Origin of the sequence: Microbacterium sp. EYE_78 (assembly GCF_023149035.1) — a bacterium.
Classification (GTDB): domain Bacteria; phylum Actinomycetota; class Actinomycetes; order Actinomycetales; family Microbacteriaceae; genus Microbacterium.
In genome coordinates, this window is record NZ_JAHXMY010000001.1 from 977,120 (window position 1) to 999,336 (window position 22,217).

A 22,217-nucleotide genomic window follows, 5' to 3' on the forward strand; every position below is an offset into this window, starting at 1 on the left:
GGCGCTGAACGCGGGCCTGCGCGCGGCGATGACGGCGGACGACCACGTCCTGCTGATGGGCGAGGACATCGGTCCGCTCGGGGGCGTCTTCCGCGTGACCGAGGGGCTCCACGCCGAGTTCGGCTCGCAGCGCGTCCTCGACACCCCGCTCGCCGAGTCCGGCATCGTCGGCACCGCGATCGGCCTCGCCATGGCCGGGTTCCGTCCCGTGATCGAGATCCAGTTCGACGGCTTCGTCTTCCCCGCCTTCGACCAGATCACCTCGCAGCTCGCCAAGCTGACGAACCGCCACGAGGGCACCGCGAACTTCCCCGTCGTCATCCGCATCCCGTACGGCGGGCACATCGGCGCCGTCGAGCACCACCAGGAGAGCCCCGAGGCGTACTTCGCGCACACCCCGGGGCTGCGGGTCGTGTCGCCGTCGACGCCGAACGACGCGTACTGGATGATCCAGGACGCGATCGCGTCGCCCGACCCCGTCATCTTCCTCGAGCCCAAGGCGAAATACTGGATGAAGGGCGAGGTCGACGTCGCCGAGCGCGCGCTCCCGCTGCACGCCTCTCGCGTCGTCCGCAAGGGCACCGATGTGACGCTCGTCGGCCACGGCGCGATGGTCACGACGCTGCTGCAGGCGGCCGCGCTCGCCGAGGGCGAGGGCACCTCGTGCGAGGTCATCGACATCCGCTCGCTCGCCCCGATCGACTACGAGCCGATCATCGAGTCCGTCCGCCGCACCGGCCGGATGGTCTACGCGCAGGAGGCGCCCGGCAACGTGTCGGTCGGCTCCGAGGTCGCCGCGACCGTCATGGAGAAGGCGTTCTTCGCGCTCGAGGCGCCGGTCCTCCGGGTCTCGGGCTTCGACGTCCCCTTCCCGCCCGCGAAGCTCGAGGGCCAGTACCTCCCCGACGCGGACCGCATCCTCGAGGCCGTCGACCGCGCCCTCGCCTACTGACCCCCGCCGATGCCTCCCGTACCCGCGACCCCCTCACGTCCGCGAGACTGCACGTGTGCGTCGAGACTGCGGCGTCACGCCGCTGTCTCGACGCGCGGATGCAGTCTCGCGGGGATGGAGATGACATGAGCACGCAGACCTTCCACCTGCCGGACGTCGGCGAGGGCCTCACCGAGGCTGAGATCGTCCAGTGGCGTGTGGCGCCCGGCGACACCGTCGACGTCAACGACGTCCTCGTCGAGATCGAGACGGCCAAGTCGCTCGTCGAGCTGCCGTCGCCGTTCAGCGGCACGGTCGGCGACATCCTCGCAGGCGAGGGCACGACGGTCGAGGTCGGCGCGGCCATCATCACGATCGCCGGTGGTGAAGGGCAGCCGGATGCCGACATCGGCCGCTCCGAGCACGGTGAGAAGCCGGCCGAGGAGTCCGGTGGCTCGGTGCTCGTCGGCTACGGCACCGGCGGCGAGGTGAAGTCGCGCCGCCGCAAGCCCGCCGAGAAGCCCGTGACCAAGGCGGTGGGCGTCGTCGCGAAGCCGCCGATCCGCAAGCTCGCCCGCGACCTCGGCGTCGATCTGGCCGACGTGTCCCCGAGCGGCGCGGCCGGCGAGGTGACCCGCGAGGACGTCGTCCGTCACGCCGAGCAGGCGTCGGTCTTCCGCAACATTGCGACGCCGGCGATCCCCGAGGAGCGCGAGCGGTCGATTCCCGTCGCGGCACCTTCGGCATCCGTCTCCGCTCCGGCCGCGCCGCCCGTCGACGCCCGTGAAGAGGCGATCACCGTCAAGGGCGTCCGCAAGGCGACCGCCAATGCGATGACGTCGAGCGCCTACACGGCGCCGCACGTCTCGGTCTGGACCGACGTCGACGCGACCCGCACGATGGAGCTCGTCAAGCGGCTGAAAGCCTCGCCGGACTTCGCCGACGTGAAGATCTCGCCGCTCCTGATTTTCTCGCGGGCCGTCATCTGGGCGCTCCGGCGCACCCCGATGATCAACGCGGCATGGGTCGAGACCGAGAACGGCGCCGAGATCCGGATGCGGCACTACGTGAACCTCGGCATCGCCGCCGCGACGCCGCGCGGCCTGCTCGTCCCGAACGTGAAGGACGCGCAGGACCTCAACATGCGCGGCCTCGCTCGGGCCCTCGAGAAGCTGACGATCACGGCGCGGGACGGCAAGACGACGCCCGCCGATCAGCAGGGCGGCACGTTCACGATTACGAACATCGGCGTCTTCGGGATGGATGCCGGGACCCCGATCATCAATCCGGGTGAGTCCGGCATCATCGCGATGGGCACGATCCGGCAGAAGCCGTGGGTCGTCGACGGCGAGGTGCGCCCCCGCTTCGTGACCACGGTGTCGGGGTCGTTCGACCACCGCGTCATCGACGGCGACGGCATCAGCCGGTTCATCGCCGACGTCGCCTCGGTGCTCGAGGAGCCCGCGCTCCTGCTCGACTGAGCGGGTCAGCTCCCGCCGCGCACGTCGGAGAGCTGCTCGGCCACGAGGCGGATGCGGGAGAAGCGGGCGACCGCGGTCTCGCCCGTCGGCGCCTGCGACATGATTCCGACCCGCAGCCGGTTCGGGGCGTCGAGCCGGAACTGGCGGACGAAGTGCCACGTCTCCCCGTCGAGCGAGTAGTGGTAGGCGTACGCTTCGCCGATGCTCGCCACCCGCAGCCACACCTCGCCGGCGGTGATGATCGGGCCGTTCGCGTCGTCCGAATACGTGTCGGTCACGACGCTGACGACCATCTCCTCGCCCTGAGGCGAGCACTCGAAGCAGAGCTTCGCCCAGTGGTCGGCGTCGCTCCACAGGGTCAGGGCGGCCGCGTCGAACGTGGTCCGCGGGCCGTCGACCGAGACGAGCGCCGAGAACTGGAACGGATGCGGGGGCACCACCGACAGGCTGGTGGAGGTCTGGTGCGGGGTCGCGCCCGCGGCGTCGTTCGTCCAGTCCACGCCGGCGTCGGCGACGAGGATGACGTCAGCACCCTCCACGCGCAGGTGACCCTCGCCGTGGGTCCATTCGGCGCCGGGCAGTCCCGGTACGTCTGTCGACATGGTCGCTCCTGTCGCCTCTCCGCCGATCGGTCAGTCGCGTCCGGCGCCCGCCCGATCGCGGAACCAGCCACCGAGCGCGTCGGCCGACTCGCGGGTCGAACGCGCATCGGCCGGGCCTTGGAGGGCGTCGATCGCGGCGTCGGTGTCGCCGCCCTCGGGTGTCGGCTCGTAGCCCATCGACCACGTCGAGAAGGTGCGCTCGGTGACCTGCTCGTCGAGGAGCACGCGGACGTCGGTGTGGCGAGGATCCCGCCCGATGCGCTCGAGCAAGGCGCGGACCGCGGCATCCGGGCCCTCGAGCATCTGAATGAAGTCCGGGTGACGGTAGACGAGCATGCCGGTGATGTCGTCGCGCGCGTTGTTCGTGCGGCTCTCGGTCAGCAGTTCGACGAGACGGTCGTGATCGAACGGCTCGGCCGCGGTGCTCGCGTAGACGATGAAGGTCAGCGGCTCGGTCATGCGGGGACTCCCGGAAGGTGAACGCCGGGGGTGCGGGTGCCGCCCGGTGCGATGACCATAACACCCGGTCGAACCCGGTTCCGCGCTCTTGCGCAACCCCGTGGCGCGCCGGTACGGCGGCCACGACACTCGCGGGATGAGCGATGACGATCAGCAGCAGGTGAAGAAGGACTTCGATGATGCGGTCAACATGACGGCGAGCGAGATCGAGCACTGGCTCGACACCGACGAGTCGAAGTCGGTGGGACAGAAGTCGGGTGGTGGTGAGTCCACGGGGCATGCCTCGGGCCGGAAGATCGTCGGCATCCTGGGGAAGAAGAAGGACGACCTGACGGATGCCGACTACGCCCACATGAAGAAGGTGCACGGGTACGTCGCGCGCCACACGAAGCAGCGGCCAAAGGGCGACGTCGAGGACACCGATTGGCGGTACTCGTTGATGAACTGGGGTCACGACCCGCTGAAATGAGACGCGGGAAGCGTCCGATTTGAGAACGATTATCAACACCGCGTAGAATCGGCGGCATGACCTCCCGTGTGCCCGCCCTCCTCGCCCTGACGGCCGGGTCCGTCCTCGTCCTCGCCGGCTGCGCGACGGCGACCGGGGCAGCCTCGACGAGCGGCGACGACCGCCTGCAGGTCGTCGCCTCGACCAATGTCTACGGCTCGCTCGCCGCCGCGGTGGGCGGCGACGACGTCGAGGTCACCTCGATCATCGACTCGCTCTCGCAGGACCCGCACTCCTACGAGGCGTCGGCCCGCGACCAGCTGACCGTCTCGCAGGCAGACCTCGTCATCGAGAACGGCGGCGGGTACGACTCCTTCCTCGACGGCCTCGTCGACGCGACCGGGACCGACGCTCCGGTGCTCACCGCCGTCGAGTTCTCGCACGACTTCCCCGGCAACGAGGGCCACGCCGGGGACGAGCACGCCGAGGAGGATCACGCCGAGGGCGAGGACCACGCCGAGGAGGATCACGCCGAGGGCGAGGACCACGCGCACGAGGAGGCGGGTCACGACCACATCGAGGGCTTCAACGAGCACATCTGGTACGACCCGCACACCGTCGAGCACCTGGTCGAGGACATCGCCCACGAGCTGAGCGAGTTGGATGCCGCGAACGCCGAGACCTACGAGGCCAACGCGAAGACCCTGATCGATGACATCGCGGGGCTCGAGGCATCCCTCGAGGACATCAAGACCGGCCACGCCGGCGAGAAGATCTTCGTGACCGAGCCGGTGCCGCTCTACCTGACGGCAGCCGCAGGGCTCGAGAACGCGACGCCCGAGGCCTTCAGCGAGGCCGTCGAAGAGGGTCAGGACGTGCCGCCGGCGACGTTGCTCGAGGCGACGAAGATCCTCGACTCGGGCGAGGTCCGGACGGTCATCGTCAACGCGCAAACCGGCGGCGCCGAGACCACCGAGGTGCAGAACCTGGCCGAGCAGAACGACATCCCGGTCCTCGAGTTCACCGAGCTCCTGCCCGACGGCCTCACCTACGTCGAGTGGATGCAGCAGAACATCGACGAGCTGGCCGGTAGCCTGACTCGGTGACCCGGCCCGACGTCCCGCCCCTGCAGATCAGGGGTGCAGCGCTCCGCCGTGGCGGGCGCGAGCTGTGGAGCGGGCTCGACCTGGACGTGCAGCCGGGCGAGCTCATCGCGGTCCTCGGGCCGAGCGGCTCGGGGAAGACGACGCTGCTCCGCGCCATCCTCGGGCTCGAGCACCTCAGCGAGGGGTCGATCTTGGTCGCGGGCGCGCCGGTCCGGCGGGCCGGAAACCGCGGGGTCGGCTATCTGCCGCAGACCCGACCGTTGCCTCGAGACACCGCGCTCCGGGGCCGCGACCTCGTCGCCCTGGGTGTCAGCGGGCACCGGTTCGGTCCGCCGATCCCGCGCCGCAAGGATCGCGAGCGCGTCGACGAGCTCATCGCGGCGGTCGGCGCAGAAGCATTCGCGGACCAGCCCGTGGGCATCCTGTCCGGCGGTGAACAGCAGCGTCTGCGCGTCGGTCAGGCACTCGCCGACGACCCTCGCCTGCTGCTGTGCGACGAGCCGCTCACGAGCCTCGATCTCGCCAACCAGCAGGCCGTCGTGAAGCTCATCGACGAGCACCGCCGCGGCGGCGCCGCCGTGCTCCTCGTCACCCACGACATCAATCCGCTCCTCGGCAAGGTCGACCGCATCCTCTACATCGCGAACGGCCGCTTCACCCTCGGCAAGCCGAAGGACGTCCTCACCTCTCCGGTGCTCACCGATCTGTACGGCGCCCCGGTCTTCGTGCTCCGCGCGGGTGACCGCCTCGTCGTCGTGGGGGCGCCGGACGCGGAGGCATCCCACCACCATCACGAGGACCACGCATGAACTGGGACGACGTCGCCGACGCCATGTTCGGCGGGATGCCGGTCTACGGCGAGATCCTCGTTCTCGTGCAGAACTCGGTGTGGGCGGGTGCCGTGCTCGGCCTCGTCGGCGGGCTCATCGGCGTCTTCGTCCTGCAGCGGGACATGGCGTTCGCGGTCCACGGCATCAGCGAGCTCTCGTTCGCCGGGGCCGCTGCGGCGCTCCTCATCGGTGCCGACGTCGTGACGGGGTCGATCGTCGGCTCGATCGTCGCCGCCGCGCTGATCGGGTGGCTCGGCTCTCGCGCGCGCGACCGCAACTCGATCATCGGCGTGCTCATGCCGTTCGGTCTGGGACTCGGCATCCTGTTCCTGGCGCTCTACGACGGACGCAGCGCCAACCGGTTCAGCCTGCTGACCGGGCAGATCGTGTCGGTGCAGTCCGGCCAGCTCACCTGGCTGATCGTGATCGCGGCGATCGTGCTCGTCGCGCTGCTGCTGATCTGGCGACCGCTGCGCTTCGACTCGCTCGATCCGCAGTCCGCCGCCGCGCGGGGCGTGCCGACCGTCGGCGTCTCGCTCGCGTTCATGCTGCTCTTGGGGCTCACCGTGGCGGTCGCCGTCCACATCATCGGCGCGCTGCTGGTCATGGCGCTGCTGGTCACCCCGGCTGCTGCGGCGGTCCGGGTCGCGACCGGTCCGGTGGCGGTGCCGCTGCTCGCGGCGGGCTTCGGATTCGTGTCGGCCGTCGGCGGCATCCTGCTCGCCGTCGCAGGCACGCTCCCCGTCAGCCCGTACATCACCACCATCTCGTTCGCGATCTACCTCGTCTGCCGCATCGTCGGCTCACGGCGGGGTCGCGTGCAGCGGGCGGATGCCCCCGGTCGCCGCGTCCGCCCCGGCGGCGCCCAGCGCGCGGCCAACCTGCACGGGTAACATCCCGGTCATGGCCCAGCGCAACACCTGGCAGCGCGAGCGCGTCCGCTCGGCGCTGTCCGACGCCCCCGGGTTCGTCAGCGCCCAGGATCTGCATGCGGCGCTGCGCGACGAGAACACCGGCATCGGCCTGGCGACCGTCTACCGCGCGCTCGCGACGCTCGCCGCCTCCGGCGAGGCCGACCAACTGCAGTCGCCCGAGGGCGAGGCCATCTATCGGGCCTGCGCCAGCACCGGCCACCACCACCACCTCATCTGCCGGGTGTGCGGCAAGGCCGTCGAGATCCAGGCCGACGAGGTCGAGACGTGGGCGCAGCGCACCGCGGCGTCGCACGGCTTCACCCAGGCCGAGCACGTCGTCGACATCTTCGGCACCTGCGCCGAGTGCACCGCCGTGCAGGCGGCCGCCGGGGCCCGTGCGGACTGAGGTCCGCCCCGCGGCATCCCGCCCCGCGTCGACCCCCGAGCGGGGGTCGACGCTCCGTGCGACCGTCGCCCTCGCGATCGCGGCGCTCGCCGCGCTCGCGCTCGTCGGTGTCGCCGTCTGGAGCCCGTCGCCCGAACTGCCGACGCGTGCACAGGACGGGCTGACCCTCTCGCTGAGCGTGCTCATCGAGTCGCTGCCGTTCGTCGTGCTCGGGGTCGTGCTGTCGATCGTCGTGCAGGTGTGGGTGCCGCCGGGGGTCATCGAACGCTGGATGCCGCGGAACGCCTGGGCCCGCCGCGCGGTCCTGTCGTTGCTCGGCATGCTGATTCCGGTGTGCGAGTGCGGCAACGTCCCGTTCGCGCGGGGCCTCATGATGCGCGGCTTCTCGGTCGCCGAGACGATGACCTTCCTCATCGCGGCACCGATCGTGAACCCGATCGTGATCATCACGACGCACCAGGCGTTCGGCTTCGACGACGGCGTCCTCGTCGCCCGGCTGCTCGGCGGCTACCTCATCGCCAACGTCATCGGGTGGCTGTACAGCCGGCATCCCGACCCCGATTCCCTGCTCACGGACCGGTTCCGCGACGCGTGTCTCGCCGAGCAGGGCGCGAGCGGCGGCAAGGGGCGCCGGAGCCTCGCGCAGTTCGTCGTCGAGCTGCGGGCCGTCATGCCGGCGCTCGTCATCGGGTCGGCGCTCGCGGGCGCCGTGCAGGTGCTCATCCCGCGCGACGTGCTCCTGTCGATCGGCTCGAACCCGGCGCTGTCGATCGCGGCGATGATCCTGCTGGCGATGGTGGTCGCGATCTGCTCGAACGTCGACGCGTTCTTCGCACTGTCGTTCGCCTCGACGTTCACGCCGGGCGCGATCGTGGCGTTCCTGCTCGTGGGGCCGCTCGTCGACGTCAAGATGCTCGCGCTCCTGCGCACGACGTTCCGCACGCGGGTGCTGGGGGTGCTGGTGGTCGCCGTGATCCTCGCGGCCGCCGCGATCGGCGGGGTGGTGAACCTCCTTGCGTGACACCGTCTGGTTCCGGATGCTGGGCGTCGGTGCGGCATCCCTCATCGCCGCCGTGACCGTCGCCCTCGCCGTCACCGGCCGACTCGGCCTCTACATCAACCCCGACTCCGCGTGGTTCGCCGTCTCGATGGCCGTGCTCGCGCTGGCGGGGTCCGTCGCGAGCGTGCTGCTGCCGCTCGGCGCGGCCGAGGACCACGGGCACGACCACGGCGACGATCACGCGTCTGCGCCGGTGTCGCGGATTCGGAGATCGTCGCCGGATCCGGACCGGAACGCGCTGTCTGATCCGAATCCGTCGCACATCTCCGAATCCGGTGCGGATGCCGGGGCCCACGACGCCCACGCCCACCACGCCCACCCCCACCACGCTCCCCGCCCGCGCCGCCAGCTCGTCGGCGCGATCGCGACCGTCGCGGGCGGCGCGCTCGCGCTGGGTGTGGCGGGGACGATGCTCGTCACGCCGCCGGCGACCCTCTCGGCCGAGCTCGCCATGTCGCGCGACACGGGTGCGGCGCCGCTGTTCCAGGGCGCCGACACGGTCGCGCTCGCCATCACCGGCGACACCGGGTCGTTCGGCATCGGCGACTGGGCGAGCGTGTTCGCGACCGCGACCGACCCCGAGGCGTTCGACGGCACCGAGATCGAGCTCACCGGGTTCGTCGCGCCAGGGGAGTCGGGCTTCGACCTCACCCGGCTGATCATCACGCACTGCGTGATCGACGCGCAGCCGGCCAGCCTCCCGGTGCAGACCGACGACATCCCCGACGGCGGGCAGTGGGTCACCGTGACCGGCACCATCCGGGACGTCGGGGGCGACCTGCGCGTCGAGGCGGCCACGGTCGAGCAGATCGACGAGCCCGAGGACCCGTATGAGTTCTGACGACCGCCGGGCCCGCCGCCGCAAGCGACAGGCCCGCGGATTCTCGCTGCGCCTGGTGGCGGTCGTCGCCGTGCTGGCCGTCATCGCCGCCGTCGCCGCGATCGTCACGACGCTGCAGGGACCGCGGGTCACGTCCGTCGAGTCCGACCCGTCTGCGGCCGTCACGTCCGCGGGCGCGCGGGTCATCTTCGAGACCACCCAGTCGCTGCAGGAGGTGGATGCCTCGCAGGTCACCGTGACACCGGCGGCATCCTTCACCGTCGACACCTCGGGACGCAGCGTCGGCATCCGCTTCACCGATCCGCTCTGGGACGAGACGACCTACGCCGTCCGGATCGACGGCGTGACCGGTGTCGGGGGAGGCCCGGCATCCGTAATCGACGAGGAGTTCACGACCCCGCGGCTGCACGGCTACGTGCTGCAGCGGGGGGAGGACGACGACACCGTCTTCCGCGTCGACCTGGCCGGCGACGCCGAGCCCGTCTTCACGCACCCGCACATCGAGGACTTCCGCGCCACCGCGGGGCACCTGGTGATCTCGACGCTCGAGGACGACGTGTCGCACCTGGTCGTGACCCGCACAGACGGGTCCGCACCGCGCGAACTCGCCCTCCCCGGCGAGGGGCTCGTCACGAACCTGCAGAGCGCCGAGCGAGGCAACACGATCGGGTACACCTTCACGGATGCCGACATCTCCGCCGACGGCGGCCGCGAGAGCCTGCTGTTCACCGGGTCGACCGCCGACCCCCACGCGGACCCGGTCGAGGTCGCGCGCACCGGCGGTGACGCACGGGTCGAGGATTGGTGGTTCGTGCCGGGGACCGACAGCATCCTCATGCTCACCTTCGACGGCGCCCTCAGCCTCATCGCGGCAGACGGCTCCGACCCGGTCGAGCTCGGCAACGCGACCGGCATCGACGACATCGCCGGCACCACGGCGTTCATCGAGCGCGTCGACGGCCCGGCGGTCGTCGACCTCACCACGGGCGAGGAATCCGCCCTGCCGCCCACCGACGAAGCGCTCGGCCAGACCGGCGAGATCCTCGCGCTCGCCGACGGGTCGACCCTTCGGGCGCTGACGCCCCTCGACGGGCTGACCCCGCTGTCCACGACGCTGACGCAGGTGGATGCCGACGGTCGGGCCACACCCATCGCCGAGATCGCGCCGACCGACGGCCTGCTGCAGACGTGCGTGTCGCCGAGCGGCCGGTACGCAGCGGTGACCGTCGCACCCGACGTCGTGTCGAACACGTACGACGGCTACCTGCTCCCGCTGCCCGAGCAGATCGAGACGCGGATCTACACCCTCGACGGCTCGGAGGTCGTCGCGATCCGCGGCTTCGATCTGTCGTGGTGCCGCCGGGGGCCGAGCCTGTGACGGGCCTCGTGCCGGCGACGCGCGAGGCGCTGGCCGGTCTGCCCGCCGAGGTCGCGCCGCGCCTGCTGGGCGGCGTGCTGCGCGTCGAGGTGGGCGGCGATGTCGTCGCGGTGCGGCTCACCGAGGTCGAGGCGTACCACGGCCGCGGCACGGGACCGGTGCCCGACCCTGGATCGCACGCGCGGATGGGCCCGACCGCCCGCAACGCGACGATGTGGGGCGAACCCGGACATCTGTACGTGTACCTCAGTCACGGCATCCATTCGTGCGTCAACGTCGTGTGCGGCCCCGACGGGGTCGCGGGCGGAATCCTGCTGCGCGGCGCCGAGGTGATCGAAGGGCAGGATGCCGCGCACGCCCGCCGGCCCGCGGCGCGACTCGCGCGTGATCTGGCCCGAGGGCCGGGGCGCCTGGGTGACGCGGTGGGGCTGCGGCATCCGGTCCACGACGGCATCGACGCCGTGACGGGGGACGAGCGCGCCGGCGCGATCGCGCGACTGCACCTGCCCGCCTCGCCGCTCGTCGGTGTCGAGGCGGGGCCGCGCGTCGGTGTCGCGGGGGTGGCCGGTACGGATGCCTTCCCGTGGCGGTTCTGGATCGCTGGCGACCCGACGGTGTCGGCCTTCCGCTGGGGCCGCGGCGCGCGCGAGGCCGCGCGCTGACGCGGGGCTTCGCGAAGGCTTCGCGAGGAGATGACGGTTCCCGAGGGTCGGATGCCGTGGTTCGCTCCTCGCGACGCGGCATCCCCTCGCGAACGCACGGGAACACCCGCGCATGCCCTGACGTTCAGGACGGGGTGGGATGCCGCATCCCGCCCGACCCCGTGAGGTGATCCCCATGACCGACGCTCCGATCGACGCCGCCGCCCGGCTCGAGGCCGCCCTCGCGTCGCTCGATCCGTCGTCGCGCGTGCAGGCCGCCATGACGGCGGGGACGCACCCGCGGTCGGAGTACATCCCGGTGCTCGTGGCGCAGTGCCGGATCGAGCCGCAGTTCCTGGTTCGCGAGATGCTCACGTGGGCGCTGACCCGACATGACGCCGACGAGGTGCTCGACCTGCTGATCGGAGAGCTCCGCTCCCGCGGCGCGCAGGTGCGTGCGCAGGCGCTGCACACGATGTCGAAGATCGGCGGCTCGCGCGTTTGGCCGACGGTCACGACCGAGCTGTTGACGGATGCCGACGACACCGTCGCGCGCACCGCGTGGCGCACCGCGGCGCGGCATGTGCCGGCAGTCGAGGCATCCGCTCTGGCCGATGTCCTGGCGACGCAGTTCGCACGCGGCGAGGACGACACCCGCCGGAGCCTCAGCGAGGCGTTCGCGACGATCGGCGAGCCGGCACGCCCGCAGGTGGACTGGGCGCTCGCGACCGGCGGGCCGTACACGCGCGCGCACGCGGCGGTGACGGCGCACCTCATGGACGACCCCGAGCTCACGTTCCCCGAGGCCGTCGCCGCGGTGGCCGAGTCGGCCTGAATCAGGGCGACACGCCCGGCCGTGCTAGACTGACTCTTCGTCTGCGCGCACTCCAGCACGCAGTTCGCATCCCACCTCCAGAAGACGGCTCTCGAGCTGTGTCCGGAAGCGGGGTGCAGACAAGGGATCTTGGGTGGGGCCGTCCGGCTTCACGGTACTAAGGAGACATCACCATGGCAGCAGTGTGCCAGGTGACTGGAGCAGTTCCCGGCTTCGGTCACAACATCTCGCACTCGCACCGCCGGACGAAGCGCCGCTTCGACCCGAACGTGCAGAAGAAGACCTATTTCGTTCCTTCGCTTGGTCGCAAGATCACGCTGAACGTCTCGGCCAAGGGCATCAAGGTCATTGACGCCCGCGGCATCGAGTCGGTCGTGAAGGACCTCCTCGCGAAGGGTGTGAAGCTCTAATGGCGAAGAAGGCTCAGGACGTCCGTCCGATCATCAAGCTGCGTTCGACCGCCGGCACGGGGTACACCTACGTGACGCGCAAGAACCGCCGCAACAACCCCGACCGCATCGTGCTCAAGAAGTACGACCCGGTGATCCGCAAGCACGTCGAATTCCGAGAGGAGCGCTGATCGCATGGCCAAGAAGAGCAAGATCGCGCGCAACAAGCAGCGTGAGGTCGTCGTCGCTCGCTACGCCGAGAAGCGTGCCGAGCTGAAGAAGACCCTCGTCGACCCGAACGCGACCGACGAGGCCCGCGAGGCCGCCCGCGTCGGCCTGCAGAAGCTTCCCCGCAACGCGTCGCCGGTCCGCCTGCGCAACCGCGACGCCATCGACGGACGCCCCCGCGGCCACCTGTCGAAGTTCGGCATCTCGCGTGTCCGCTTCCGCGAGATGGCGCACCGTGGCGAGCTGCCCGGTGTCACCAAGTCGAGCTGGTAAGCGACAGCATCCGTATGAAGCCCCCGTCCTCGGACGGGGGCTTCGTCGTTCGCGGGGAGTCTCGACGACGACGCCCCGACGATGAACAATGTCCGCATGCGCGCGCAACGGGCGGTGTGGATGCCTCTGATGCTGTGCGCGCTGCTGGCGGGATGTTCCCCGGCGCAGACTGCGCCGACGGCGTCAGCCTCTGCCTCTCCGACGGCGTCCGACACCCCGGACTGGGCGGGCGGATGCGGCGACGCGCTGCGGGGCCCACTCCTCACGATGGCGGAGCACGATCAGCTTGGCCGCACCGGCGGCGACGACCCGGAGTCGGACCAGCAGCGCACCGATCGACTGCGGGACATGATCGCCCAGTGCGGGTGGCCGGGCTTCGATGACGTCGGCGAGGACGGGGAGGATGCCGCCTGGCTGATCGCGCAGCACTCCGATCTCGATCCGGACTTCCAGGCGACTGCCGTCGAGCTGCTGCGCGCAGAAGTCGAGCGCGAGAACGCCACACCCGCGAACCTCGCCTACCTCGAAGACCGCGTCCTTTCCGGTCGGGAAAAGCCTCAGGTGTACGGCACGCAGGTGTCGTGTGGACCAGACGGACTCGAGCCCGCCATCGGTCTGATCGACCCGGAGGAGGTCGACGCACGGCGCGCGGAGGTGGGGCTGGAGAGCCTCGACGAGTACTACGCCTCGTTCGGAGAGGACCCCTGCGGCGAGTGATGGGCGCGGAATCGGCATTGCGTGGACCGATCGACGCTGCGAGGCTCGCGCCATGGGAGACAGGTGCGATCAGTGTCGGAATCGGCTCCGGGGTCAGGGTCAGCAGACGGCGACCCGCACGCTCTGCGACGCGTGCTACCGCGAGTTCAGCGGTCTCGTCGCGGGGTACGTCACGGGCGGCACGGTCGAGAACGCGATCAGCCTGGCCGGGTGGGCGAAGCGCCTCGGGCGGAAGAAGGACTGACGCGCGGTCACCGCGGAGCGGCGAGCATCCTCTCGATCGCGCTCAGCACGAGAGCTCCCACCAGGCTGACGAAGCCGAGCGCCATCACGCCGACGCCCCACACCACTTGCGCGCCGCGCCGGGCCGCTTCGCCCGCGGCGTCGTCCCAGCCCGGCGATGTGTCGATGAGGCCGACGAGCAGAAGGACCAGGCCGACGGCGAAGGCGACTCCTGTGAGCCCGTAGAGGAGGCCCAGTTCCTCGCTTCGTGCGGGTGCCCGCCGCGCGTCGGGGTGGGTGGTCATGCGGTGAGGCTAGCGGAGCGTTCTCGAGCGGGCCAGGGTGCTATCCCGGCTCTCCGTGTGCGTCCTCGCGGCGCTCGCCGTCGTGCTCCGATAATGCGCCAAGAACTCGGCATTCGAGGCGAGTCGCCGTGTACATTCCGGGTCATGAGCTCACGCCGCTTCGTCGTGCCCGCGCTTGCCGTGACCGCTGTGATATTGACGGCGTGCGCGCCCGCGGAGTTCGCGAGGGAGCAGACTGCGGAGGATCGCCCGGACTCCGTTGTCGAGGGGTCTGCGGACGATGTCGACGTGGCGACGCTTCGCTACGTCGGGAAGGCCGATGCGTACGACGTCTACCTGGCCCGCGGATCCGACGATGCTGACACGCTGTGCCTGTCGCTCGTCCTCGGCGGCGTGTGGCAGGGCATTGAGTGCGAAGAAGACGCCGTGTCCATCCGGATCAGTGACAGCGCCAGCGTGGCGGCCGATCTCAGCCACCGCGGAGGGGAGGTCCGGGACATGATCTCGGAGAACGTCTGGGTCAGTCGCAAGTAGCGATACGGCGCGGGCACCTCGTCAGGTCAGGAGTCAGACGCAGAATCGGCCCTCTGGCTGCGGGCGACGGCCATCCCGACAGTCGCGGTCCCTGCGATCACCAACCCGGCACCGAGCGCGATGATGATTGCCTGCAGCCAGGTTCCGGCGATCGGCGAGTCGTGGGTCGTCCCGATCGTCGCGGCTGCGATCACGAACGCACCGAACACGGCGGCGACGACACCGAGAAGCAGGGCAAGGGTGTTCTTTCTGGTCATGCCGCATCGTTGCACGGGCTGGCTTGGCGGCTGCGGTCGAGTGGATCGAGTGAGGTGGAGCCGGCCCCTGCCTCGACGCGCGAGCTGGGTGGCTATCCTCGAACGATCGGAGGGAGCCGCATGCCACTCGACCCGTTCTTCCGCGAACGGCTGCGCACGCACCGTCGGTACCTCGCGAAGAAGGCGTCGACCGAGCTGACCGCGCGGTTCCGATCCGCGCCGGCTGCGGCCCCGGCATCCGCCCCGGGGAAGAAGGCCGCGACGCCGCTCTCCCCGCGCGAGCGACACCGCCGCGCGGCACTCAACTGGGACCGCATGGAGCTGCGCACCGCAGGCACCCCGGGCCCCGACATGCAGACGAGCGAGCACACCATCGCCGTCCCGGGGCACCCCGACGTCCGCGTCCGCGTCTACCGCCCCGCGACCGCGCAGACTCCGGCACCCGCGTGCCTGGTGATCGGCGGCGGAGCGTTCCGCATCGGGGGCATCGACTACCCGACGGCGGATGCCTCGTGCCGCCGTCGCGCCGACCGTTCCGGCGTCGTGCTCGTCTCGGTCGGGTACTCGCTCGCGCCTGAACACCGGTACCCGACGCAGATCGAGCAGGTGCACGCGGCGTGGACGTGGCTGCACGCGCACGCGGATGAGCTCGGCATCGATCCGAGCCGGATCGGCCTGAACGGTGCGTCGGCGGGCGGATGCCTCGCGGCATCCCTCACACTCATGAACCGCGACCGCGGCACGAGGCAGCCCGAGCTGCAGATCCTCGAGGTCCCGGTCACCGACCTGACCGGCCGGTGGATCGACCTGCGGGCCACGTATGCGCTGGGCGTCCCCGCTGCAATCGCGCTGCGCGAACTGCGTTCGGTCGCCACCACCTACCTCGGCGACCGGCGACGCGCGCACGATCCATACGCGTCGCCGATGCGCGCGTCGTCGCACGCCGACCTGCCGCCTGCGGTCATCCTCACCGCCGAGTACGACCCCCTCCGCCGGGATGGCGCGACCTACGCCGCGAAGCTCCGCGCCGCCGGCGTCGACGCCAGCGCGACGCGCTATCTCGGGGTCACCCACGACACCCCGCTCTATGTCGGTGCCCTCCCGGCCGCGCGCCGCTGGGAGGACGAGGTCGTCGCCGCCCTGCGCCGCCTCTGACAGCGCTGGTCGCGGTCGGTCCGGCTGGTAGCGTGCCCGACGTGCACCCGCCGATCGAACCCCACGCCTCGGGCATGCTCGACCGCCCGGACCGTGCCCGCCTGCACTGGGAGGTGTCGGGCGCCGATTCCGGCCGCGCCGCCCTCTATCTGCACGGCGGTCCCGGCGGCAGCCTCGGCAAGGGCGGCTACCGACGGGTGTTCGATCCGGAGCAGTACCGGATCGTCGGTCTCGACCAGCGCGGATGCGGCGGCAGCACGCCGTGGGCGATCGACGATCTCGCGCACCTCGACGCCAACACCACACCCGCTCTGATCGCCGACATCGAGGCGCTCCGCGAGCACCTCGGCATCGACCGCTGGCTCATGTACGGCGTCTCGTGGGGCTCGGCCCTCGCCCTCGCGTACGCCCAGGAGCACCCCGAACGCGTGAGCGAGGTCATCCTGCTCGCCGTCACCTCGGGCGCGCGCGACGAGATCGACTGGATCAGCGACGGCGTCGGACGCATCTTCCCGGAGGCCCGCGAACGGCTGGGCCAGCTCGTCCCGCCCGGCGAACGCGTGATCGAGGCGTACGCACGGATGCTGCGCGACCCCGACCCGGCGGTCCGCACCCGCGCGGCCGACGCGTGGGATGCGTGGGAGTCGGCGCACATCGCCCTGTCGCCCTGGGTGGGCCCCGGCCCGCTGCACGACGATCCCCGAGTCCGCGAGAACTTCGCGACGCTGGTCACCCATTACTGGTCGCACGACTGCTTCCTCGAGGTCCCCATCCTCGAGCGGATGGAGCGGCTCGCGGGCATCCCCGGCGTGCTCATCCACGGTCGACGCGATGTCAGCGGTCCGGCGATCACCCCGTGGCGTCTGCATCGCGCCTGGCCGGGCAGTCGGCTGCACGTCCTCGAGGACGAGGGCCACGGCGGGTCCGCATCCGTGCAGCTCGCCTGCGACGCCGCCGACGGGTTCGCACGCCGCTGAGGCCCGTTCTCCGGTCGGACGGGGCGGCGACGCGGTGCGCGGGCGGCTGCGGTGGCATCCATCCGGAGAACGGTCCGCGAACGCAACCCCCTCCGCGGAATTCCGCGGAATCCGGCCGATTTGACCTCAGGAGCCCCAAAAACCACATCTGACACGCGACACGCCGGGGCAATCTGCTTCGAGACGCCATGAATCCGCGGAATTCCGCGGTTCGTGGGTATATTCGGGACCGGTCGCATCGACCAGCCGGCGGTCACCCCGTCGGTCCGAGTAACTGAAGACGGCGATCCGCCGTCTGGAGGAGCACCATGGCCATCACCAAGACCGAACTCGTTGCCAGCATCGCCAGCGCCACCGGCGAGAGCCAGGCCACCGTCTCGCGCGTCGTCGACGGCCTGTTCTCGTCCGTCTCCGAGGCTGTCGCCAAGGGCGAGAAGGTCTCGATCCCGGGCTGGATCGCGTTCGAGCAGGTCGAGACCTCCGCTCGCACGGGCCGCAACCCGCAGACGGGTGCCGAGATCAACATCCCCGCCGGCAAGCGCGTCAAGGTCAGCGCCGGCTCGAAGCTGAAGGCTGCCGTCAAGTAAGTCGCTGCAGACGTACGAAGGGGGATGCCGCGAGGCATCCCCCTTCGGCGTTCCCCCACCTGCTCGCGCGTAGGCTTGACGGGTGAACCCGCGCGCCCTCCGCCTCGCCGGGCCTGCGATCCTCGTGGGCACGGCGCTGCTCGCGCTCATCGCCGGGCTCGCCTTCGGCGGCGGATCCGCGCCGCTCGTCATCGGCGATCCGGGGCCGCTCGTGCGGTGGGGGCTGCCCCTCGCCGAGCTGGTCGTCAACCTGTCGGCCGCGCTGCTCGTCGGCTCGCTCGTGCTCGCCCTCTTCGCCCTCGTCGCGGGGACCCGCGAGTTCGACCTGGCGCTGGATGCCGCCTCCGCCGGCGCAGCGATCCTCACCCTCGCTGCGGGGACCACGGCGTATCTCACGTTCCAGAACTCCTTCCCGACCCAGGTCAGCGCCGACGCCGCCTTCGGTGCCCAGCTGGGGCGGTTCCTCGTGGACACCGAGCCGGGGCGCGCGTGGCTGCTTACCACCATCGCCGCCGCGGTGCTCACCGTGCTCACCTTCGCGGTGCGCGGCTGGCTGCCGACCCTCCTGGTCGGGCTGCTCGCGGTCGCTGCGATGGTGCCGATGGCCACCGCCGGACACACCGGCAGCGAGGCCAACCACAACACCGCGGTCACCTCGCTGGCGCTGCACATCATCGCCGCCGCGGCCTGGCTCGGCGGCCTGCTGCTGATCGTGCTCCTGCGCCCGGTGCTCGGCCGCGACCGCCTCGCCGACGTGCTGGGCCGCTACTCGAGCATCGCGCTCGCCGCCTTCGTCGTCGTGACCCTGTCGGGCATCGCACGCGCCGTCGTCGGGATCGTGACCTTCGAGCACCTCTTCTCGCCGTACGGCGCACTCCTCATGGTCAAGGTCGCGGCCCTCATCGCGATGGGCGTGCTCGGTGCGTTCTACCGGCGCCGGCTGATCTCCCGCATCCGGGATGCCGCGACCGCCGCGCGCTTCTGGCTGCTGGTCGGCGTGGAGGTCGCCTTCATGGGCATCGCCTCTGGCGCCGCCGTCGCCCTGTCGGTCACACCGCCCCCGGTCGACACCGCCCTGCCGACTGACTCGACCCCGGCGGAAGTGCTGACGGGATCGGTCCTGCCGCCCGAGCTGACCCTCACCCGCTACGTCACCCAATGGGACGTCGACCTCCTCTGGGCGTTCGCCGTCGGCTTCGGGCTGTTCTTCTACCTCGCGGGCGTCCGCCGCCTCGCGGCGCGCGGCGACCGCTGGCCGGTGTGGCGCACCGTGCTGTGGGTCTTCGGGCTCCTGCTGCTGCTGTACGTGACGTGCGGACCCGTCAACGCCTACCAGGACTACCTCTTCAGCATGCACATGGTGGGCCACATGCTGCTGTCGATGGCGATCCCCATGTGCCTCGTCTTCGGAGCGCCCGTGACGCTCGCCTCACGGGCGATCCGCAAACGCGACGACGGCACGCGCGGCGGCCGCGAGTGGATCCTCTGGGCGGTCCACAGCCCGTACGCCCGCGTCATCACGCACCCGCTCGTGGCGGCGGCCCTGTTCATCGTGTCGCTGTGGGCCTTCTACTACACCGACCTCTTCAGATGGACGCTCTACGAGCACCTCGGACACGAGTGGATGATCGTCCACTTCCTGACCACGGGATACCTCTTCGTCCTCTCGCTCGTCGGCATCGATCCGGTGCCGTACCGCCTGCCGCACGCCGGACGCCTGCTCACCCTCATCGGCGTCATGGCGATGCACGCCTTCTTCGGCATCGCCATCATGATGTCGTCCGGGCTGTTCGTCGCCGAGTGGTTCGGCTCGATGGGGCGCACGTGGGGCCTCGACCCGCTCGCCGACCAGTACCTCGGCGGCGGCATCGCGTGGTCGATCGGAGAGATCCCCACCCTCATCCTCGCGATCGTCGTCGCGGTGCAGTGGAGCCGGTCGGACGAGCGGCGACAGCGATCCGCCGATCGTCACGCCGAGCGCACCGGCGACGCGGAGCTCGCCGAGTACAACGCCCGCCTGGCGAAGATCGCCGAGCGCGACGCCCGCGACGCCGCACGTCGCTGACCCGGGCCGCTCAGTCCGCTGCGGAGACGGCGATCGAGGCGGTGCCGTCGGGGAGGATCGTGATCGTCCCCGTCAAGAAGAACGGGACGAGCTCGGTCACGTCGTAGACCGAGCCGTCGAAGATCGACTGGATCTGCACATCGATCTTCGCGACGGCCTGCGTGCGGGTGATGGCCCACCCCGCGCCGTCGGGCTCAAGGGTCACGACCGGGTTCTCCTCGATCGACCAGGACGGCGGCTCGACGATGCGGTTGCGGACGTAGTAGCCGAAGGGGCATCCGGTGGGCTGCAGCACCTGCTGGGTCGCGCAGTCGGCGAGGAAGGCATCCACCTCCTTCTGCACCACCTCGATGAAGTCCTTCGTCGGCTCGGCCTGGAACGACACAGGGATGTCGGCGAGCGGGGTGTCGGACAGGACCGCGACCCCTGGACTGGTGGTCGCGGCGGTGTCGACGGTGATCGAGTACAGCCCGGGCGAGAAGGCAAGCAGCGGGATCGGCTCGAGCGGATCGGCGTCGACGCCGTCGGGCGACACCTGGCGCTTGTCGATCTCGAAGCCGTTGACGTCGAACTGCATCGACCCGCGCACGGCGAGCTCGATGACGGCGAGCGGACTCTCCGCGAAGCGCCAGCGCGGCAGGATGCCGTCCTCGCCGTCGCGCTCGACCTCGAACGTGGTCTCGCCCGCGTGGCCGGCGGCGCGGTAGGAGACCGTCACCCGAGTCACGCCGTCGTCGCCGGTCGTCTCCGACACCGCCTCGACGTCCGACAGCGGGGTGAGCGTGTCGCTGCGCAGCAGCGCTCCGCTCGCGTCGCCGGGCAGGTCGGCTGCGGCCAGCGTGGACGCGGTCGCCGACACCCCGGGGACGAGGAGCGCGTCGGTGGCACGACCGTCCGCGAGCAGGTCCAGGTAGTCGAGGACGAACGCCGTCGGGCTGTAGAGCTGCCGGTACAGCACCCCCGCCGTCGCGCCCAGCGCGCCGATGAGCAGGACGCCCACCACGCCGAGGACCGTCAGATCGAACGCCAGGCGCCTGCGACGACGCGGCCCCTTGACGGTCTCGGTGCGCGTTGGGACACCCGCGGCATCCTGCACCGCGGCATCCACCCCGCCCCCGACGTCGTCCACCCGCTCAGTCTATGAAGCCCCGCTGGTAGCTAGCATGGTTCCGGTGAGCACGCCGCCCCTGTCTGCCGAGCAGGACGCGCTCTTCCGCCTCATCGAGGACACCCGCGAGCACGTCTTCGTGACCGGCCGTGCCGGCACCGGCAAGTCGACGCTGCTGCAGCACCTGGCCTGGAACACGCACAAGCAGATCGCCGTCTGCGCGCCCACGGGCGTCGCCGCTCTGAACGTCGACGGGCAGACGATCCACTCCCTCTTCAAGCTGCCGATCGGCCTCATCGCCGACAGCGAGCTGGAGCAGACGGATGCCACGCGCAAGATCCTGAACGCCATCGACACGCTCGTGATCGACGAGGTCTCGATGGTCAACGCCGACGTCATGGATGCGATCGACCGGTCGCTCCGGCAGGCGCGGCGTCGCCGGTCCGAGCCGTTCGGCGGCGTGCAGGTCGTCATGTTCGGGGACCCCTATCAGCTCTCGCCCGTGCCGCCCCGCGGCGACGAGCTGCGCTACATCCAGGACCACTACCGCTCGTTCTGGTTCTTCGACGCGCAGGTGTGGGCGGGTCCACGGGCGGATGCCGGTGCGATCCGCTCGGACGGCCTGCTGGATCTCGGACGGGTCGGGGCTCCTCTGCACATCGCCGAGCTGCGTGACATCCACCGCCAGTCCGACGACGCGTTCAAGGGCATGCTCAACGCAGTGCGTCACGGCGTCGTCACGGCCGACATCGCCGGAGCGCTGAACGCCGCGGGGTCGCGCACCCCGCCCGAGCCCGTCGAGGGCGAGGTGCCGATCATCACCCTCGCGACGCGCAACGACATCGTCACACGCATCAACCAGCGGCACCTCGACGCGCTGCCGGGCCCGGTCCAGACCGCCCGCGCCGAGATCAGCGGTGACTTCGGCCGCGGCGATGCGTCGTACCCGGCGGACCAGGAGCTGCAGCTGAAGGTCGGCGCGCAGGTGATGTTCCTGCGCAACGACATCGGCGGCTTCGGTGGCGACGGGCCGCGGTGGGTGAACGGCTCCATCGGCACGGTCACGCGCATCGCGGGGGCGAGCGTGCGGGTCGAGCTCGACGGTGAGGAGCACGACGTCGAGCCGACGGTGTGGGAGAAGTTCCGTTACGCCTACGATCCCGCCACCCGCAAGCTCACGCGCGAGATCGTCGCGGAGTACACGCAGTTCCCGCTGCGGCTCGCGTGGGCGGTCACCATCCACAAGTCGCAGGGCAAGACGTACGACCGAGCCATCGTCGATCTCGGGAACGGGGCCTTCGCCCCCGGGCAGACGTACGTCGCCCTCTCGCGGCTCACCTCGCTCGAGGGCCTGTACCTCTCGCGTCCGCTCCGCCCCGCCGACATCCTCGTCGACCGCGACGTGCGCAGATTCATGGCCGGGGTGCGCGCGGCGGCACAGGCCGCCGGCTGACGCCCGGCATCCGTC

At 70.8% G+C, this 22,217-nt stretch carries 28 protein-coding genes; 23 read left to right on the plus strand and 5 right to left on the minus strand.

Annotation, left to right across the window (positions count from 1 at the left end):
- The first annotated feature begins 28 nt into the window (after window positions 1-28).
- Window positions 29-952: an alpha-ketoacid dehydrogenase subunit beta gene (locus tag KZX17_RS04705; RefSeq protein ID WP_248171653.1), complete on the plus strand. Its 924-nt coding sequence runs from the start codon at window positions 29-31 to the stop codon at window positions 950-952.
- A gap of 125 nt (window positions 953-1,077) precedes the next feature.
- Entirely contained in the window at window positions 1,078-2,412 is a 1,335-nt protein-coding gene (locus KZX17_RS04710) for a dihydrolipoamide acetyltransferase family protein (protein ID WP_248170447.1), read from the plus strand.
- Between the two features lie 5 nt (window positions 2,413-2,417).
- On the opposite strand, the gene KZX17_RS04715 is transcribed toward KZX17_RS04710, so the two are convergent.
- Complete coding sequence (locus KZX17_RS04715; RefSeq protein WP_248170445.1) at window positions 2,418-3,014, minus strand: DUF1349 domain-containing protein; 597 nt, start codon at window positions 3,012-3,014, stop codon at window positions 2,418-2,420.
- 30 nt (window positions 3,015-3,044) lie between these two features.
- Entirely contained in the window at window positions 3,045-3,473 is a 429-nt protein-coding gene (locus KZX17_RS04720; RefSeq protein ID WP_248170443.1) for a BLUF domain-containing protein, read from the minus strand.
- A gap of 136 nt (window positions 3,474-3,609) precedes the next feature.
- On the opposite strand from KZX17_RS04720, the gene KZX17_RS04725 reads away from it, so the two are divergent.
- From KZX17_RS04725 to KZX17_RS04795, 15 genes are all read left to right on the plus strand, one after another.
- A complete protein-coding gene (locus KZX17_RS04725; RefSeq protein WP_248170441.1) occupies window positions 3,610-3,942 on the plus strand; it encodes a DUF3140 domain-containing protein in 333 nt (110 codons plus the stop codon).
- Between the two features lie 56 nt (window positions 3,943-3,998).
- Window positions 3,999-5,027 carry a metal ABC transporter solute-binding protein, Zn/Mn family gene (locus KZX17_RS04730; RefSeq protein ID WP_248170439.1) on the plus strand — a complete coding sequence of 343 codons (1,029 nt, stop codon included), beginning with the start codon at window positions 3,999-4,001 and terminating at the stop codon, window positions 5,025-5,027.
- Window positions 5,024-5,836, plus strand: a complete 813-nt coding sequence (locus KZX17_RS04735) for a metal ABC transporter ATP-binding protein (protein ID WP_248170437.1) — start codon at window positions 5,024-5,026, stop codon at window positions 5,834-5,836. The genes KZX17_RS04730 and KZX17_RS04735 overlap by 4 nt, the downstream gene beginning before the upstream one ends.
- The gene (locus tag KZX17_RS04740; protein WP_248170435.1) at window positions 5,833-6,750 is read left to right on the plus strand and encodes a metal ABC transporter permease; all 918 of its coding nucleotides are present in this window, start codon (window positions 5,833-5,835) and stop codon (window positions 6,748-6,750) included. Before KZX17_RS04735 ends, KZX17_RS04740 begins: the two co-directional genes overlap by 4 nt.
- A 10-nt stretch (window positions 6,751-6,760) precedes the next feature.
- Window positions 6,761-7,177, plus strand: coding sequence for a Fur family transcriptional regulator (locus KZX17_RS04745; RefSeq protein ID WP_248170433.1), 417 nt, complete (start codon window positions 6,761-6,763; stop codon window positions 7,175-7,177).
- On the plus strand, window positions 7,167-8,198 hold the full coding sequence (locus tag KZX17_RS04750) for a permease (RefSeq protein WP_248170431.1): 1,032 nt from the start codon (window positions 7,167-7,169) through the stop codon (window positions 8,196-8,198). The genes KZX17_RS04745 and KZX17_RS04750 overlap by 11 nt, the downstream gene beginning before the upstream one ends.
- Before the next feature lie 16 nt (window positions 8,199-8,214).
- The gene (locus tag KZX17_RS04755; protein WP_248171652.1) at window positions 8,215-9,078 is read left to right on the plus strand and encodes a DUF1980 domain-containing protein; all 864 of its coding nucleotides are present in this window, start codon (window positions 8,215-8,217) and stop codon (window positions 9,076-9,078) included.
- Window positions 9,068-10,456: a hypothetical protein gene (locus KZX17_RS04760; RefSeq protein WP_248170429.1), complete on the plus strand. Its 1,389-nt coding sequence runs from the start codon at window positions 9,068-9,070 to the stop codon at window positions 10,454-10,456. Before KZX17_RS04755 ends, KZX17_RS04760 begins: the two co-directional genes overlap by 11 nt.
- Window positions 10,453-11,118: a DNA-3-methyladenine glycosylase gene (locus tag KZX17_RS04765; protein WP_248170427.1), complete on the plus strand. Its 666-nt coding sequence runs from the start codon at window positions 10,453-10,455 to the stop codon at window positions 11,116-11,118. Before KZX17_RS04760 ends, KZX17_RS04765 begins: the two co-directional genes overlap by 4 nt.
- 175 nt (window positions 11,119-11,293) lie before the next feature.
- The gene (locus KZX17_RS04770) at window positions 11,294-11,932 is read left to right on the plus strand and encodes a HEAT repeat domain-containing protein (protein ID WP_248170425.1); all 639 of its coding nucleotides are present in this window, start codon (window positions 11,294-11,296) and stop codon (window positions 11,930-11,932) included.
- Between the two features lie 173 nt (window positions 11,933-12,105).
- Window positions 12,106-12,342 carry a 50S ribosomal protein L28 gene (rpmB, locus tag KZX17_RS04775; protein ID WP_018187658.1) on the plus strand — a complete coding sequence of 79 codons (237 nt, stop codon included), beginning with the start codon at window positions 12,106-12,108 and terminating at the stop codon, window positions 12,340-12,342.
- Entirely contained in the window at window positions 12,342-12,512 is a 171-nt protein-coding gene (gene rpmG / locus KZX17_RS04780) for a 50S ribosomal protein L33 (protein ID WP_005051772.1), read from the plus strand. Before rpmB ends, rpmG begins: the two co-directional genes overlap by 1 nt.
- Before the next feature lie 4 nt (window positions 12,513-12,516).
- Window positions 12,517-12,822 (plus strand): 30S ribosomal protein S14, encoded by a 306-nt coding sequence (gene rpsN / locus KZX17_RS04785; protein ID WP_064002676.1) that lies wholly within the window; start codon window positions 12,517-12,519, stop codon window positions 12,820-12,822.
- 96 nt (window positions 12,823-12,918) lie between these two features.
- Window positions 12,919-13,539, plus strand: a complete 621-nt coding sequence (locus tag KZX17_RS04790; protein ID WP_248170423.1) for a DUF6624 domain-containing protein — start codon at window positions 12,919-12,921, stop codon at window positions 13,537-13,539.
- Window positions 13,540-13,591: 52 nt separating this feature from the next.
- The gene (locus KZX17_RS04795; protein WP_248170421.1) at window positions 13,592-13,783 is read left to right on the plus strand and encodes a hypothetical protein; all 192 of its coding nucleotides are present in this window, start codon (window positions 13,592-13,594) and stop codon (window positions 13,781-13,783) included.
- Window positions 13,784-13,790: 7 nt separating this feature from the next.
- Here the strand turns inward: KZX17_RS04795 and KZX17_RS04800 are convergent, their stop codons facing one another.
- A complete protein-coding gene (locus KZX17_RS04800; protein ID WP_248170419.1) occupies window positions 13,791-14,066 on the minus strand; it encodes a hypothetical protein in 276 nt (91 codons plus the stop codon).
- Window positions 14,067-14,354: 288 nt separating this feature from the next.
- Between KZX17_RS04800 and KZX17_RS04805 the strand changes: the two genes are divergently transcribed.
- Window positions 14,355-14,600, plus strand: a complete 246-nt coding sequence (locus KZX17_RS04805; protein ID WP_248170417.1) for a hypothetical protein — start codon at window positions 14,355-14,357, stop codon at window positions 14,598-14,600.
- Window positions 14,601-14,626: 26 nt separating this feature from the next.
- On the opposite strand, the gene KZX17_RS04810 is transcribed toward KZX17_RS04805, so the two are convergent.
- The gene (locus KZX17_RS04810; protein WP_248170415.1) at window positions 14,627-14,857 is read right to left on the minus strand and encodes a hypothetical protein; all 231 of its coding nucleotides are present in this window, start codon (window positions 14,855-14,857) and stop codon (window positions 14,627-14,629) included.
- 120 nt (window positions 14,858-14,977) lie between these two features.
- Here KZX17_RS04810 and KZX17_RS04815 point away from each other — a divergent pair, with 120 nt between their 5' ends.
- The 4 genes from KZX17_RS04815 to KZX17_RS04830 all read left to right on the plus strand — a co-directional run bounded on the left by KZX17_RS04815 (window position 14,978) and on the right by KZX17_RS04830 (window position 19,641).
- On the plus strand, window positions 14,978-16,012 hold the full coding sequence (locus KZX17_RS04815) for an alpha/beta hydrolase (protein WP_248170414.1): 1,035 nt from the start codon (window positions 14,978-14,980) through the stop codon (window positions 16,010-16,012).
- Window positions 16,013-16,053: 41 nt separating this feature from the next.
- Complete coding sequence (locus tag KZX17_RS04820) at window positions 16,054-16,989, plus strand: alpha/beta fold hydrolase (RefSeq protein WP_248170412.1); 936 nt, start codon at window positions 16,054-16,056, stop codon at window positions 16,987-16,989.
- 308 nt (window positions 16,990-17,297) lie between these two features.
- Window positions 17,298-17,576 (plus strand): HU family DNA-binding protein, encoded by a 279-nt coding sequence (locus KZX17_RS04825; RefSeq protein ID WP_064002669.1) that lies wholly within the window; start codon window positions 17,298-17,300, stop codon window positions 17,574-17,576.
- A gap of 82 nt (window positions 17,577-17,658) precedes the next feature.
- On the plus strand, window positions 17,659-19,641 hold the full coding sequence (locus KZX17_RS04830) for a cytochrome c oxidase assembly protein (RefSeq protein WP_248170410.1): 1,983 nt from the start codon (window positions 17,659-17,661) through the stop codon (window positions 19,639-19,641).
- A gap of 10 nt (window positions 19,642-19,651) precedes the next feature.
- Here the strand turns inward: KZX17_RS04830 and KZX17_RS04835 are convergent, their stop codons facing one another.
- A complete protein-coding gene (locus tag KZX17_RS04835; RefSeq protein ID WP_248170407.1) occupies window positions 19,652-20,770 on the minus strand; it encodes a hypothetical protein in 1,119 nt (372 codons plus the stop codon).
- Window positions 20,771-20,804: 34 nt separating this feature from the next.
- Between KZX17_RS04835 and KZX17_RS04840 the strand changes: the two genes are divergently transcribed.
- Window positions 20,805-22,202, plus strand: a complete 1,398-nt coding sequence (locus tag KZX17_RS04840) for an ATP-dependent RecD-like DNA helicase (RefSeq protein ID WP_248170405.1) — start codon at window positions 20,805-20,807, stop codon at window positions 22,200-22,202.
- The last annotated feature ends 15 nt before the right edge of the window (window positions 22,203-22,217 follow it).